Consider the following 13,763-nt stretch of genomic DNA (forward strand, 5'->3'; position numbering starts at 1 on the left):
TTGTGCAAATGCACTTTCTGCGAGTTAATACACAATGCGGGCTAACAATTACCCCGTTTTCTTGTCAAAATACGCGTTTACACGCAGCGGGCAACTTGAGCTGCCTGAGATCTACAGTCACCTACAGCGGAGTGTTGTTACACCATGATGGACAATTTACGCGCGGCGGCAAATCACGTCGTGCTCAAGATCATTTTGGGTTTGATTATCGTGTCATTCATTTTGACTGGCGTAGGTAACTACCTGATTGGCGGTAACAATAATTACGCCGCAAAGGTTAATGGCCAGGAAATCGGCCGTTCACAGTTTGAAAATGCGGTGAATAGCGAGCGCAATCGTATGGCGCAGCAACTGGGCGATCAGTTCTCTGAGCTGGCGGCTAACGAAAACTACATGAAATCTGTGCGTCAGCAAGTGCTCAACCGCTTAATTGATGAAGCCCTGCTGGATCAGTACGCAAAAAATCTGGGTCTCGGTATTAGCGATGATCAGGTGAAAAAAGCGATTTTCTCCACTCAGGCATTTCAGGCTAACGGTAAATTCGATAACAATCGCTTCAGCGCCATCGTAAACCAGATGGGGATGAGCACCGATCAATATGCTCAGGCGCTGCGCAACCAGTTAACCTCTCAGCAATTGATTAACGCCGTTGCCGGTACTGATTTCATGCTCAAAGGTGAGACCGACGAGCTGGCTGCGCTGGTCGCTCAACAGCGTGTTGTGCGCCAGGCGGTGATTGATGTCAACGCGCTGGCGGCGAAGCAGACCGCGAGCGATGAAGAAGTTTCCAGCTATTACGATCAGAACAAGAGCCGCTTTATATCGCCGGAGCAGTTCCGCGTAAGCTATATCAAGCTGGATGCTGCATCAATGCAGGAAAACGTCACCGACGAGCAAATCCAAGCTTATTACGATCAGCATCAGGATCAGTTCACTCAGCCGCAGCGTAATCGCTACAGCATTATCCAGACCAAAACAGAAGACGAAGCGAAAGCGGTGCTGGATGAGCTGAAAAAAGGCGCCGACTTTGCGACCCTGGCAAAAGCGAAATCTGTAGATATCATCTCTGCCCGTAACGGCGGTGATATGGGCTGGCTTGAAGACGCTACCACGCCGGAAGAGTTGAAGAACGCCGGTCTGAAAGATAAAGGCCAGCTGTCTGGCGTCATTAAATCGTCTGTGGGTTACCTGGTTGCACGTCTGGATGATATCCAGCCTGCGCAGGTGAAACCGTTGAACGATGTGCGTGACGAACTGGCAGCGAAAGTGAAACAGGAAAAAGCGCTGGATGCATGGTACGCACTGCAGCAGAAAGTGAGCGAAGCAGCGAGCAACGATAACGAATCGCTGGCGGGCGCTGAGCAGGCTGCTGGTGCCAAAGCAGTACAGACAGGCTGGTTCGGTCGCGATAACCTGCCGGAAGAGCTGAATTTCAAACCGGTAAGCGATGCCATTTTCAATGGCGGTCTGGTCGGGCAGAACGGTACGCCAGGCAGCAACTCAGACATCATCACTGTTGATGGCGACCGCGCATTTGTGCTGCGTATTTCCGATCACAAAGCCGAAGCGATCAAGCCGCTGGACGAAGTAAAAACTCAGGTCAGCGATATCGTGAAGCACAACAAAGCGGAGCAACAAGCAAAACTTGATGCGGATAAGCTGCTGGGCGAGCTGAAAGCCGGTAAAGGTGATGATGCGCTGAAAGCGGCTGGCCTGAGCTTTGGCGAGGCGAAAACGCTGGCACGTACTGGCCAGGATCCGGTGAGCCAGGCGGCATTCAATCTGCCGCTGCCAGCAAAAGATAAACCCTCCTTCGGCACCGCCAACGATCAGCAAGGCAATGTCGTTATCATGGCGCTGGACGAAGTGAAAGCAGGTACAATGCCGGATGCGCAGAAGAAAGCAATGGTGCAGGGCATCACGCAGAACAACGCGCAAATCGCGTTTGAAGCGTTGATGAGCAATCTGCGTAAAGAAGCCAAGATCAAACTAGGTGACATCGTCGCTGAGCCACAGCAATAAAAAGGCACGATGCGCCTCGCAAAAAAAGAGTAATACTCTGCAAACCTTAAAGGCCGCTTTCGCGGCCTTTTCCATTTTCGATATTTGTGTTTTGTCTGCGTTCATTGTTGTGGTTATTGTTGCCTGGCGTTGAAAACAAAGGAGAAACACAATGAAACATGGAATCAAAGCACTCTTAATTTCGCTTTCCTTCGCTTGCGCGACGCTGAGCCACAGTGCTCTGGCAGCACCTTCTGCTGCGGCTAAGCCACCCGCAGTGCAAAGTAAAAGCGATGCCGCCACGTCAGCGCAAACCAAAGCGCAGGATGCGGCGAAAAGCGCGGATGATGAAGGTGGTACCCGGGTGAGTATCAATAGCGCAACGGCAGAAGAGTTGTCGCGGGTCATGAATGGCGTTGGAATCAAGAAAGCCCAGGCGATTGTCAGTTATCGGGAAGAGTATGGCCCGTTTAAATCTGTAGACGATCTTAAGCAAGTGCCAGGCATAGGAGGGACGCTGGTTGAGCGTAATCTGTCGAACCTGAAACTGTAAGCCGCTTGCGTAGTCGCTAATCTTTGCCAGAATAAAGAGGTCATACCAGTATGACCTCTGTCTCTATAACTATAAACGGTAAAGGTTGAAGCGCTATGCAGACGCAAATCAAAGTTCGTGGTTTTCATCTTGATGTCTACCAACATGTGAATAATGCCCGCTATCTTGAGTTCCTTGAAGAGGCGCGCTGGGATGGGCTGGAAAACAACGAGAGCTTTAAATGGATGACCGCCAACAACATCGCTTTCGTGGTGGTCAATATCAATATCAACTATCGCCGCCCGGCCGTATTGGGCGATGTGCTTACGGTGACCAGCCATGTGCAGCAGATTAATGGCAAAAGCGGTGTGCTGAGCCAGGCGGTGACATTGAACCCTGAGGGGCAAATGGTTGCTGACGCGCTGGTGACGTTCGTCTGTATCGATCTCAAAACGCAAAAAGCGCTGGCGCTGGAAGGTGAACTGAGAGAAAGGCTGGAGAAGATGATCCGCGAAGGCGATTAATTCATCAATTTCGCGTCGTTTCGTCGTTCGAATAAAGCAATCCCGCCATCAGGCCAAAGCCCGGTGGCGCTCACGCTCACCGGGCCGTGCATCGTGCTTACTTGAGCCCGGTTTTCTGTTTCATTGCCGCCATCACGGCAGATTTATCCGCAAGGTAGTGCTGTAAACCATTGGCGCGCAGGTTACAGGCCGCGCAATGCCCGCAGCCATCGCCTTTGATGCCGTTATAGCAGGTCAGCGTCTCGCTGCGCACCAGATCCAGCTTGCCCCAGTAATCCGCGAGCGCCCAAGTCTCGGCTTTATCAATCCACATCAGCGGCGTTTCGAAACGAATCTCTTTTGCCAGACCTAGGTTGACCGCATGATTCAGCGCCTTAACGAACTCATCGCGGCAGTCGGGATAACCGGAAAAATCCGTTTCGCATACGCCGGTGATCACCGCTTCCGCCTGCACCTGATAGGCATACACTGCGGCCAGCGTCAGAAACAGAATATTACGCCCAGGCACGAAGGTGTTCGGAATGCCGGTCGCGTCGGGTTCATAATCCGGAACAGGGATGCTGTCGCGCGTCAGGCTACTCACCGCCAGTTCATTCAGCAACGTCACATCCAGCACTTTATGTGCGCGAGCACCCAGCGTCAGCGCCAGTTCTCGTGCCACATCAATTTCAGCGCGATGACGCTGGCCGTAATCGAAGGTCACGCAATGCACTTCTTCGTAGTGCTGCAACGCCTGAACCAGGCAGGTTGTGGAGTCTTGTCCGCCACTAAACACGACAACGGCACGTTTCATAATTCTTCCTGACAATGACAAATAAAGCGCTATGGTAGCGCGAGCGGCTGGCAGCGACCAGCTTCTTCACAGCGATGGGGCAGGGAGCCAGGCTTCGGCAAAATCAAACCAGCCGCGGGTATTTAAGTGGATGCCTTCCACGCCCGGCGGCGCACTAATGCGATACTGATAATTAAACAGTGGGGTGAGAATGGCCTTGTCCATCAACTGATAAAAAACATCCTGCAGCGCGCGGTTGCGCTGCTGTTCGTCGGGCTGATGTTGAACCGCATCCAGTGTGGCTTGCAGATGTGAAAATTGTTGAGCGCTCAGCAGGTTTGGCCACAGCGGATCGCAGCGCAGCCACTGTTCCAGCGTGCATTCTGGCGTTTCGCCGATCAGCCTGTCGCCCATCATTAAATCGGCGCTGGCGAGCTGAGTACAGCCTTCCCAATTCTTGCCGTCATGGAAAATTACCGTCAACTCACAGCCAAGCGTTTGCAGATGCTGCTTCAACTGTTCCGCCATGGTGTGTAACTCCACGGGTAAGTGATAAACCAGCGTGAGTTTGTCCGGAAGCGGTGCCAGTTCGGTGGGCCAGTCAGGCATTTGCCAGCCTGGTAATAGCTCCCGGCTTGGAGTGATAAGATTTTCATCCAGCGGCAGCGTTTGCAGCAGCGAAGAGTGATGAATAATCTGCACCAGGCGGCGTAACTGTGCGTCATTTAACCGTGCGCCCGGGCGTAAAGTAAGGTAGCAGAACCCCAGGCTGATACTATTGCTCACTGGCTGTAAGTGCTGCAATTCATCAGCCTCGCCAATAGCAATCTGCACCGGGTGTCGGCAACTGGTGCCCAGACCTTGTTCAAAAAGCTGTGGGGTTATCCAGAATTCCACCGCTTTAAGCAGCGGGTGCCCCTGGTGGTAATAGTCATGGCTTTCCAGGCGAACCAGTTCCCGGCTGAATGACACCAGCCGAAAAGGCCCGGTACCCAGCATTGGATGCTGCGGGTGTGCCAGGCGGCTACCATAGCTGGCAAGCCTGTGTGCCAGCCAATAATCTGGCTTATGTAGCTTGAAGGTCAAACACCAGGGATGTGTTATCTCGATACGCTCGACGCTGGCAAACAGTTTTTGCAAGGCGGGCAACGTCAGCAGCATATGCAACTGCGCCAGTAATTGTTCAGCCGTCACGGCGTCGCCGTTATGCCAGTGCAACGTTGCGTGCAGATAAAAACGCCAGCATAGCCCATCGGGACTGACATCCCAGTGATGTGCCAAATCGCCCTGCGGCTGGAAACTACGCGTCACAAAACGCGTTAAACCGCTAAAAATCTGCCCAACTAAATGCTGCTCCGCGCGGCCGGGAAGAAATCCCGGTACCAGCGGATCCAGCGGGCGATAATAGGGAATGCGCAGCGTCGGCGTTTCGTTTTGCCATAAGCCACCCAGAAAGGGATTGAGCAATGCGCGAAGATCGGCAGGATCGAGCTGCGCCAATGCCAGCGCGTTCTGCTGTTGCCCGGCGTTTAACGCGAACTCCAGCATTCCGCTACGCAGAGATTCAGGCGTGGCGAGAAAATGAAGCTCACCGCGCTTGCCGCGCCCGGATTGCGACTGCCAGTTTAACCAACCCGCTTCCTGCATCTGGCGCAGCAGTGTGCGCATATGCCTCTCGCTGCAAAAACAGCGCGTTGCCAGTTCACCAATGCTGACGGATTGCGCCTCACCGGCGGATGCCTGCCACAGGCGCTGGTATTGATTAAGCCGATTCAGTTGTCGCATAAACCCGGAACAATAATTTTCATCTATTCACTATTACTTCCGTATATCCCACGCAATACTGGAACGCAACACTGAACTTCACCATAACGCACAGCAAGCGGAGAAAAATCATGGCACGTCTGGCCGCTTTTGACATGGATGGCACCTTGTTAATGCCCGACCATCGTTTGGGCGATCGAACGTTAGCTACACTCCGGCGCTTACATGAGCGGGAGGTGACACTGACTTTCGCGACCGGGCGGCACGCGCTGGAGATGCGCCGCATTCTCAGTGCTATCGCGATGGATGCCTTTTTAATTACTGGCAATGGTACGCGGATCCACTCTCGTGAAGGTGAGGTGTTGTATCGCCAAGATCTCAACCCGGAAGTGGCCGATCTGGTGCTGCACAGCCGCTGGGAGACCGATGCCTCTGTCCACGTTTTCAATGATTCGGGTTGGTTGACCGACAAAGCGCTGCCAGAGACGTTGCAGGCGCACCTTTCCAGCGGATTTACCTACCAGCTCACCGATCTAAAACGTCTGTCCGCGCATGACGTTACCAAGATCTGCTTTGTTGGCGATCACGACGATCTCTGCCGTTTGCGCATTCAGCTAAATGAGGCGCTGGGCGCTCGTACGCACTTGTGTTTCTCGGCGATGGATTGCCTGGAAATTCTGCCGGTGGGATGCAATAAAGGCTCGGCGCTGGCGGTGCTCAGCACGACGTTGGGTTATTCGTTGCAGGATTGCATGGCATTTGGCGATGCGATGAATGACAGAGAGATGCTCGAAAGCGTCGGAAAAGGAATGATCATGGGCAACGCCATGCCGCAACTGCGTGCGGCGCTGCCCCATTTACCGGTGATTGGACACTGCCGGGATCAGGCGGTATCACACTTTTTGACACACTGGCTGGACACACCCAATCTTCCTTATTCCCCCGAATGAAAAGATCTTTCCAGCAAGCCAGGCGCTACTGCCTGGCTTTTTTTATGCCGTAAGGCGGGTGATTTCGGCTCTCCATTGCTCAATATCACCAAAGTTCGCCGCTACCCATTGCGGATTGTAGTAGGTGTCCAGATAGCGTTCACCGCTGTCGCACAACAGCGTCACGATAGATCCGCTGCGGCCTTCTTCGCGCATCCGCGCGGCAAGCTGCAACACACCCCACATATTGGTGCCGGTGGATGCGCCCACTTTGCGCCCCAGTTGCGTTTCCAGCCATTGTGCGGTGGCAATACTTGCCGCATCCGGCACACGCAGCATCTCATCTACCACGTCGGCAATGAATGACGGTTCTACACGCGGGCGGCCAATGCCTTCGATTTTACTGCCCACCGAGCTTCGCAGGCTGGCGTCACGATGTTGCCAATAGTCGAGGAACACTGAATTTTCAGGATCGACCACCATCAACTGGGTGCCATAACCCTGGCTGCGAATATAGCGGCCTATGGTGGCGGAAGTCCCGCCGGTGCCCGCGCTCATCACAATATAATCGGGTTGCGGGTGCGGTTCGTTTTTCATCTGACGGAAAATACTGTCGGCAATATTGTTATTGCCGCGCCAGTCGGTTGCGCGCTCGGCAAAAGTGAACTGATCCATATAGTGACCGTTCAACTCTTTTGCCAGCCGTTCGGACTCGTCGTAAATCTCGCAGGCGCTATCGACAAAGTGGCAGCGACCGCCGTAGAACTCAATCTGCTCAATCTTGCGTTTCGCCGTACAGTGCGGCATTACGGCGATAAACGGTAAACCTAAAAGCCGTGCGAACCACGCTTCTGAAACCGCGGTAGAACCGGAAGAGGCCTCAATAATCGTGGTGCCCTCTTTGATCCAGCCGTTGCATAAACCGTAAAGAAACAACGAGCGCGCCAGACGGTGCTTCAGGCTGCCGGTCGGGTGGGTGCTTTCATCTTTTAAATAGAGGTTGATGCCTGCAAAACCCGGCAGCGTCAGACGGATCAAATGGGTATCTGCCGAGCGCTGTGCGTCCGCATTGATTTCGTTAATAGCGTATTTAACCCAATTGCTATTCATGGTGATTATCCGTTTGTCATTTTGTGCCCAGTCTAGCGAAAGAGAAAGAAAAAAGGGTTGTCATTTCACCTTTGTATTAGACTGTTTAGAGAAAAATATTCTCCTGAGGTAGGTAATGTTAGATAAAATTGACCGTAAGCTGCTTTCGCTGCTGCAACAGGATTGTTCGCTCTCTTTGCAGGCGCTGGCAGATGCCGTTAATCTGACCACCACACCGTGCTGGAAACGTCTGAAGCGGCTGGAAGATGACGGCATTTTACTCGGTCGGGTGGCGGTGCTGGATGCCGAAAAACTGGGGTTAAATTTGACGGCGTTTGTACTGATCAAAACCCAACATCACAGCAGCGACTGGTACTGCCGTTTCGTTAGCGAAGTCACGCAGATGCCGGAAGTGCTCGGTTTCTGGCGCATGGCGGGAGAATACGACTATCTTCTGCGTGTGCAGGTGGCAGATATGAAACGCTATGATGACTTTTACAAGAAGCTTGTGAACAGCGTTCCGGGCCTGTCAGATGTCACTTCTAGCTTCGCCATGGAACAGATAAAATACACCACGGCTTTACCCATTGAATAACCCTCGCGGCAGTAATTCACTGCCGGAAAATCACGTTCAGGATGTAACCGCGTGCGATTATTTGCTCAGTTAGGCTGGTACTTTCGCCGGGAATGGCAACGCTATCTCGGGGCTGTCGCCTTACTTATTATTATTGCTATCTTGCAGCTTATCCCGCCCAAAGTGGTGGGGATCGTGGTGGATGGCGTTACCGAACAGCACTTCACGACGCAACAAGTGTGGATGTGGGTGGGTGTTTTGGTCGCTGTTGCGATCGTCACCTACTTGCTGCGCTACGTCTGGCGCGTCTGGCTGTTCGGCGCATCCTTTCAACTGGCCGTTGAACTGCGTGAAGACTTTTACCGTCAGTTGAGCCGACAACACCCGGAATTTTATCTCCGTCACCGCACCGGTGATTTGATGGCGCGTGCGACCAACGATGTCGATCGCGTGGTTTTTGCCGCGGGTGAAGGGGTGCTGACGCTGGTGGATTCGCTGGTGATGGGCTGCGTGGTGCTGGTCGTGATGTCAACGCAAATCAGCTGGCAACTCACGCTGCTGTCGCTGTTACCGATGCCGATCATGGCGCTGGTTATCAAGCGTTACGGCGATCAGTTGCATCAGCGCTTTAAGCTAGCGCAGGCGGCATTTTCTGCGTTAAACGATCGAACTCAGGAGAGCATGACCAGCATTCGCATGATCAAAGCGTTTGGCCTGGAGGATCGCCAGTCGGCGCTGTTCAGCCGTGAGGCAGCCGACACCGGTGCGAAAAACATGCGCGTGGCCCGCGTTGATGCCCGGTTTGATCCCACTATTTATATCGCCATTGGGATGGCAAATATGCTGGCGATTGGCGGCGGCAGTTGGATGGTGGTGCACGGTTCCTTAACGCTCGGCCAGTTGACCAGCTTCGCCATGTATCTGGGGCTGATGATTTGGCCGATGTTGGCGCTGGCGTGGATGTTTAATATCGTCGAGCGCGGCAGCGCTGCTTACAGTCGTATCCGCGATATGCTGGCAGAAGCGCCGGTTGTGGATGACGGTCCCGAACCGGTGCCGGAAGGGCGCGGCAATCTGAATATCGCGATCCGTGAATTTCGTTACCCGCAGACTGAAAGCGCGGTGCTCAACAACGTGTCTGTGACGCTGACGCCAGGCCAGATGTTGGGCATTTGCGGCCCGACAGGCGCCGGGAAAACCACGCTTCTGTCTTTAATTCAGCGCCATTTTGACGTTCAGCAGGGCGATATCCGTTTTCACGATATCCCGTTAACGCGCCTTCAGCTCGACGCCTGGCGCAGCCGCCTGGCGGTGGTCAACCAGACGCCGTTCCTCTTCTCCGATACCGTAGGCAGCAATATTGCGTTGGGTAAACCTGGCGCGACGCAAGAGGAGATCGAGCATGTCGCGAAACTTGCTAGCGTGCACGACGATATTCTGCGCCTGCCGCAGGGGTATGACACCGAAGTGGGTGAGCGCGGCGTGATGCTCTCCGGCGGGCAAAAGCAGCGAATTTCTATTGCCCGCGCGTTGCTGCTGAACGCGGAGATTTTAATTCTTGATGATGCGCTCTCCGCCGTGGATGGGCGTACTGAACATCAGATTTTGCATAATCTGCGCCAGTGGGGCGAAGGACGCACCGTTATTATCAGCGCGCATCGCCTGTCGGCACTGACCGAAGCCAGTGAGATTATTGTCATGCAGCATGGACACATCGCACAACGCGGCCAGCACGAGCAACTGGCGCGCCAGCCGGGCTGGTATCGCGATATGTATCGTTATCAGCAACTGGAGGCGGCGCTGAATGATGTTCCGCAGGAGGCGGTTGATGCGTAATTTCACCAAACAGTGGCCAACACTCAAACGCTTACTGAAGTACGGTTCGCCGTGGCGCAAACCGTTGGCTAGAGCGGTGCTGATGCTGTGGGTCGCGGCGATTGCCGAAGTCTCCGGCCCGGCGCTGATCAGCTACTTTATCGATAATATGGTGGCGAAAAACTCTCTGCCGCTCGGCGTGGTTGCCGGGATGGCAGCGGTTTATCTCGGCCTGCAGCTGCTGGCGGCGCTGCTGCACTATGCGCAAGCGTTGCTGTTTAACCAGGCGGCGGTTGGCGTAGTGCAACAGTTGCGTACCGATGTGATGGATGCCGCCCTGCGCCAGCCGCTCAGCGCGTTTGATACCCAGCCCGTCGGGCAGATTATTTCGCGCGTGACCAACGATACCGAAGTGATCCGCGATCTCTACGTCACGGTGGTGGCAACAGTGTTGCGCAGCGCGGCGTTGATTGGTGCGATGCTGGTGGCGATGTTCAGCCTCGACTGGCGCATGGCGCTGGTGGCAATGGCGATTTTCCCGGCAGTATTGATTGTGATGCTGATATACCAGCGTTACAGCACACCCATTGTGCGGCGCATGCGTGCTTACCTGGCGGATATCAACGATGGTTTCAACGAAATCATCAACGGAATGAGCGTTATTCAGCAGTTCCGGCAGCAGGCGCGTTTTGGGGAACGCATGAGCGAATCCAGCCGTTCACACTATATCGCCCGTATGCAAACCCTGCGGCTGGACGGTTTTTTACTGCGTCCTCTGCTGAGCCTTTTCTCCGCGATGGTGCTGTGCGGCTTGCTGATGCTGTTCGGCTTTTCTTCCGTTGGCACGGTCGAAGTCGGTGTGCTGTACGCTTTTATCAGTTATCTCGGTCGTCTCAACGAGCCGTTGATTGAGCTGACAACGCAGCAGTCGATGTTGCAGCAGGCAGTGGTCGCCGGTGAGCGCGTGTTCGAGTTGATGGACCGACCGCGCCAGACTTACGGTTACGATGACGCGCCGCTACAAAGCGGGGCTATCGACATCGACAATCTCTCTTTTGCTTATCGCGACGATCAACTGGTGCTGCAGGATATCTCCTTGCACGTTGAACCGCGCAGTTTTGTCGCGCTGGTGGGACATACGGGCAGCGGTAAAAGTACGCTGGCCAGCCTGTTAATGGGGTATTACCCGCTAACGAAAGGGGAGATCCGTCTCGATGGGCGACCTCTTTCTGCGTTAGGGCACGCGCCGCTGCGTAAAGGCGTGGCGATGGTGCAACAAGATCCAGTGGTGCTGGCGGATAGCTTCTATGCCAACGTGACGCTGGGGCGCGATATCAGCGAAGCGCAGGTGTGGAAAGCGCTGGAAACCGTGCAACTGGCTGACCTGGCACGCACAATGAGCGACGGCATTTACACCCGGTTGGGCGAGCAGGGTAATAATCTCTCGGTGGGTCAAAAACAGCTGCTGGCGCTGGCGCGCGTTTTGGTTGAGACGCCGCAGATCCTGATTCTGGATGAGGCGACAGCGAACATCGATTCCGGCACCGAACAGGCGATTCAGCACGCGCTGGCGGCAGTGCGTGAGCATACGACGCTGGTGGTGATCGCACACCGTTTATCAACCATTGTTGAGGCAGAAACAATTCTGGTGCTGCATCGCGGGCAGGCTGTTGAGCGCGGCACGCATCAGCAACTGCTTGAAGCGAAAGGCCGTTACTGGCAGATGTATCAGTTACAGCTTGCCGGTGAAGAGCTGGCCGCCAGCGCGCGCGAAGAGTCGCTTATCGCCTGATGCACCAAAATTAAGCACGCGCCTTCACGGAATCTTTGTTGGTGCAAAAAAGTAACGCACCGTGCACTGTCATGGTGCGTTTTTCTTTGCGCTTAACCTGCCGAATCACAAGCATATTTTTTTACCTTTCTTGCTCTGCCCGTCCGGGCGCACTAACAACCTGAAATCTTCCTTGTTTTCATTCCTGGCACAACGATTGCAATGTCTATTGCGTGTTAGCTGCGGCCATTATCGAATTCGACTGGAGGGGGATCTATGAAGCTGGTTACCGTGGTGATTAAGCCATTCAAACTTGAAGACGTGCGCGAAGCACTTTCTTCTATTGGTATTCAAGGGTTGACCGTAACTGAAGTGAAAGGCTTTGGCCGTCAAAAGGGTCACGCTGAGCTGTACCGCGGTGCGGAATATAGCGTCAATTTCCTGCCAAAAGTGAAAATTGATGTGGCGATCGCTGACGATCAACTCGATGAAGTGATCGATGTGATCAGCAAAGCGGCCTACACCGGAAAAATTGGCGACGGCAAAATCTTCGTTGCCGAGCTGCAACGCGTCATTCGTATTCGTACCGGCGAAGCCGACGAAGCGGCACTGTAATACCTGACACACAGTGATGGGGATCGGAACAATGAAAAACACAACATTAAAAACAGCTCTTGCTTCGCTGGCGGTGCTACCAGGTCTGGCGATGGCGGCGGCTCCCGCTGTGGCGGATAAAGCCGACAACGGCTTTATGATGATTTGCACCGCGCTGGTGCTGTTTATGAGCATTCCGGGCATTGCGCTGTTCTACGGCGGTTTGATCCGCGGTAAAAACGTGCTGTCGATGTTGACGCAGGTTGCCGTCACGTTCGCTCTGGTGTGCATCCTCTGGGTGGTGTATGGCTACTCGCTGGCCTTTGGTGAGGGCAACGGCTTCTTCGGGAATTTCAACTGGGTGATGTTGAAAAACATCGAACTGAAAGCTGTGATGGGCAGCATTTATCAGTACATCCACGTAGCGTTCCAGGGCTCTTTCGCCTGTATCACTGTGGGCCTGATTGTTGGTGCGCTGGCTGAGCGTATCCGCTTCTCTGCGGTGCTGATTTTCGTGGTGGTGTGGCTGACGCTCTCTTATGTGCCGATTGCGCACATGGTCTGGGGCGGTGGTCTGCTGGCAACGCACGGCGCGCTGGATTTCGCGGGCGGTACAGTTGTACATATTAACGCCGCCATTGCAGGCCTGGTGGGTGCTTACTTGATTGGCAAACGTGTCGGTTTTGGCAAAGAAGCGTTCAAACCGCATAACCTGCCGATGGTCTTCACTGGCACCGCTATCCTGTATGTTGGCTGGTTTGGCTTCAACGCCGGCTCTGCAAGCTCAGCGAATGAAATTGCTGCGCTGGCTTTCGTAAACACTGTCGTGGCTACTGCGGCCGCTATCCTGGCTTGGGTATTTGGCGAGTGGGCAATGCGCGGCAAGCCGTCTCTGCTGGGGGCGTGTTCTGGCGCGATTGCAGGCCTGGTTGGCATCACTCCGGCCTGTGGTTATGTGGGTGTCGGCGGTGCGCTGATTGTTGGCCTGATTGCCGGTCTGGCTGGGCTGTGGGGTGTTACGGCACTGAAACGTATGCTGCGCGTCGATGACCCGTGTGACGTCTTCGGTGTGCACGGTGTCTGCGGCATCGTTGGCTGTATCCTCACCGGTGTCTTCGCTTCTACATCGCTGGGCGGTGTGGGTTACGCTGAAGGTGTGACCATGGGCCATCAGTTGCTGGTACAGCTGGAAAGCGTTGCCATCACTATCGTGTGGTCTGGCGTTGTAGCCTATATCGGTTACAAACTGGCGGACATGACGGTAGGCCTGCGCGTACCGGAAGAGCAAGAGCGTGAAGGGCTGGATGTGAACAGCCACGGCGAAAACGCCTATAACGCCTGATTACGTTGAGTTATCTCCTGAGCATAAAAAAGCCTCCGTTACGGAGGCTTTTCTTT

The 13,763-nt window shown here is 54.3% G+C and carries 12 protein-coding genes; 9 read left to right on the plus strand and 3 right to left on the minus strand.

The window, feature by feature from the left end:
• The first annotated feature begins 144 nt into the window (after window positions 1-144).
• The 3 genes from ppiD to E0L21_RS13070 all read left to right on the plus strand — a co-directional run bounded on the left by ppiD (window position 145) and on the right by E0L21_RS13070 (window position 3,057).
• A complete protein-coding gene (gene ppiD, locus E0L21_RS13060) occupies window positions 145-2,022 on the plus strand; it encodes a peptidylprolyl isomerase (RefSeq protein ID WP_131410111.1) in 1,878 nt (625 codons plus the stop codon).
• Window positions 2,023-2,173: 151 nt separating this feature from the next.
• Window positions 2,174-2,554 (plus strand): helix-hairpin-helix domain-containing protein, encoded by a 381-nt coding sequence (locus E0L21_RS13065; RefSeq protein ID WP_131410113.1) that lies wholly within the window; start codon window positions 2,174-2,176, stop codon window positions 2,552-2,554.
• 95 nt (window positions 2,555-2,649) lie between these two features.
• The gene (locus E0L21_RS13070) at window positions 2,650-3,057 is read left to right on the plus strand and encodes a YbgC/FadM family acyl-CoA thioesterase (protein WP_020456774.1); all 408 of its coding nucleotides are present in this window, start codon (window positions 2,650-2,652) and stop codon (window positions 3,055-3,057) included.
• Window positions 3,058-3,154: 97 nt separating this feature from the next.
• On the opposite strand, the gene queC is transcribed toward E0L21_RS13070, so the two are convergent.
• Window positions 3,155-3,850, minus strand: a complete 696-nt coding sequence (gene queC, locus E0L21_RS13075) for a 7-cyano-7-deazaguanine synthase QueC (protein ID WP_131410115.1) — start codon at window positions 3,848-3,850, stop codon at window positions 3,155-3,157.
• Between the two features lie 66 nt (window positions 3,851-3,916).
• Complete coding sequence (locus E0L21_RS13080; protein ID WP_131410117.1) at window positions 3,917-5,614, minus strand: SgrR family transcriptional regulator; 1,698 nt, start codon at window positions 5,612-5,614, stop codon at window positions 3,917-3,919.
• Window positions 5,615-5,724: 110 nt separating this feature from the next.
• On the opposite strand from E0L21_RS13080, the gene cof reads away from it, so the two are divergent.
• Window positions 5,725-6,543: an HMP-PP phosphatase gene (cof, locus tag E0L21_RS13085; protein WP_131410119.1), complete on the plus strand. Its 819-nt coding sequence runs from the start codon at window positions 5,725-5,727 to the stop codon at window positions 6,541-6,543.
• A 42-nt stretch (window positions 6,544-6,585) separates the two neighbouring features.
• On the opposite strand, the gene E0L21_RS13090 is transcribed toward cof, so the two are convergent.
• Complete coding sequence (locus E0L21_RS13090; RefSeq protein WP_131410121.1) at window positions 6,586-7,632, minus strand: PLP-dependent cysteine synthase family protein; 1,047 nt, start codon at window positions 7,630-7,632, stop codon at window positions 6,586-6,588.
• A 115-nt stretch (window positions 7,633-7,747) separates the two neighbouring features.
• Between E0L21_RS13090 and E0L21_RS13095 the strand changes: the two genes are divergently transcribed.
• From E0L21_RS13095 to amtB, 5 genes are all read left to right on the plus strand, one after another.
• Entirely contained in the window at window positions 7,748-8,206 is a 459-nt protein-coding gene (locus E0L21_RS13095) for an Lrp/AsnC family transcriptional regulator (RefSeq protein ID WP_045509214.1), read from the plus strand.
• A gap of 51 nt (window positions 8,207-8,257) precedes the next feature.
• Complete coding sequence (locus tag E0L21_RS13100) at window positions 8,258-10,021, plus strand: SmdA family multidrug ABC transporter permease/ATP-binding protein (RefSeq protein ID WP_131410123.1); 1,764 nt, start codon at window positions 8,258-8,260, stop codon at window positions 10,019-10,021.
• Entirely contained in the window at window positions 10,014-11,792 is a 1,779-nt protein-coding gene (locus E0L21_RS13105) for a SmdB family multidrug efflux ABC transporter permease/ATP-binding protein (RefSeq protein ID WP_131410125.1), read from the plus strand. Before E0L21_RS13100 ends, E0L21_RS13105 begins: the two co-directional genes overlap by 8 nt.
• Window positions 11,793-12,047: 255 nt before the next feature.
• A complete protein-coding gene (glnK, locus tag E0L21_RS13110; RefSeq protein ID WP_002891893.1) occupies window positions 12,048-12,386 on the plus strand; it encodes a P-II family nitrogen regulator in 339 nt (112 codons plus the stop codon).
• Window positions 12,387-12,417: 31 nt separating this feature from the next.
• A complete protein-coding gene (gene amtB, locus E0L21_RS13115) occupies window positions 12,418-13,707 on the plus strand; it encodes an ammonium transporter AmtB (protein WP_131410127.1) in 1,290 nt (429 codons plus the stop codon).
• Window positions 13,708-13,763: the final 56 nt, after the last annotated feature.

It is taken from the genome of Kosakonia quasisacchari, from assembly GCF_004331415.1.
Classification (GTDB): domain Bacteria; phylum Pseudomonadota; class Gammaproteobacteria; order Enterobacterales; family Enterobacteriaceae; genus Kosakonia; species Kosakonia quasisacchari.

Bases quoted from the DNA above. Each gene is read 5' to 3' on its own strand.
- glnK (WP_002891893.1), top strand. From the start codon at position 12,048: ATGAAGCTGGTTACCGTGGTGATTAAGCCATTCAAACTTGAAGACGTG.
- amtB (WP_131410127.1), top strand. From the start codon at position 12,418: ATGAAAAACACAACATTAAAAACAGCTCTTGCTTCGCTGGCGGTGCTA.
- E0L21_RS13095 (WP_045509214.1), top strand. From the start codon at position 7,748: ATGTTAGATAAAATTGACCGTAAGCTGCTTTCGCTGCTGCAACAGGAT.
- E0L21_RS13080 (WP_131410117.1), bottom strand. From the start codon at position 5,614: ATGCGACAACTGAATCGGCTTAATCAATACCAGCGCCTGTGGCAGGCA.
- E0L21_RS13070 (WP_020456774.1), top strand. From the start codon at position 2,650: ATGCAGACGCAAATCAAAGTTCGTGGTTTTCATCTTGATGTCTACCAA.
- E0L21_RS13065 (WP_131410113.1), top strand. From the start codon at position 2,174: ATGAAACATGGAATCAAAGCACTCTTAATTTCGCTTTCCTTCGCTTGC.
- ppiD (WP_131410111.1), top strand. From the start codon at position 145: ATGATGGACAATTTACGCGCGGCGGCAAATCACGTCGTGCTCAAGATC.
- cof (WP_131410119.1), top strand. From the start codon at position 5,725: ATGGCACGTCTGGCCGCTTTTGACATGGATGGCACCTTGTTAATGCCC.
- E0L21_RS13105 (WP_131410125.1), top strand. From the start codon at position 10,014: ATGCGTAATTTCACCAAACAGTGGCCAACACTCAAACGCTTACTGAAG.
- queC (WP_131410115.1), bottom strand. From the start codon at position 3,850: ATGAAACGTGCCGTTGTCGTGTTTAGTGGCGGACAAGACTCCACAACC.
- E0L21_RS13090 (WP_131410121.1), bottom strand. From the start codon at position 7,632: ATGAATAGCAATTGGGTTAAATACGCTATTAACGAAATCAATGCGGAC.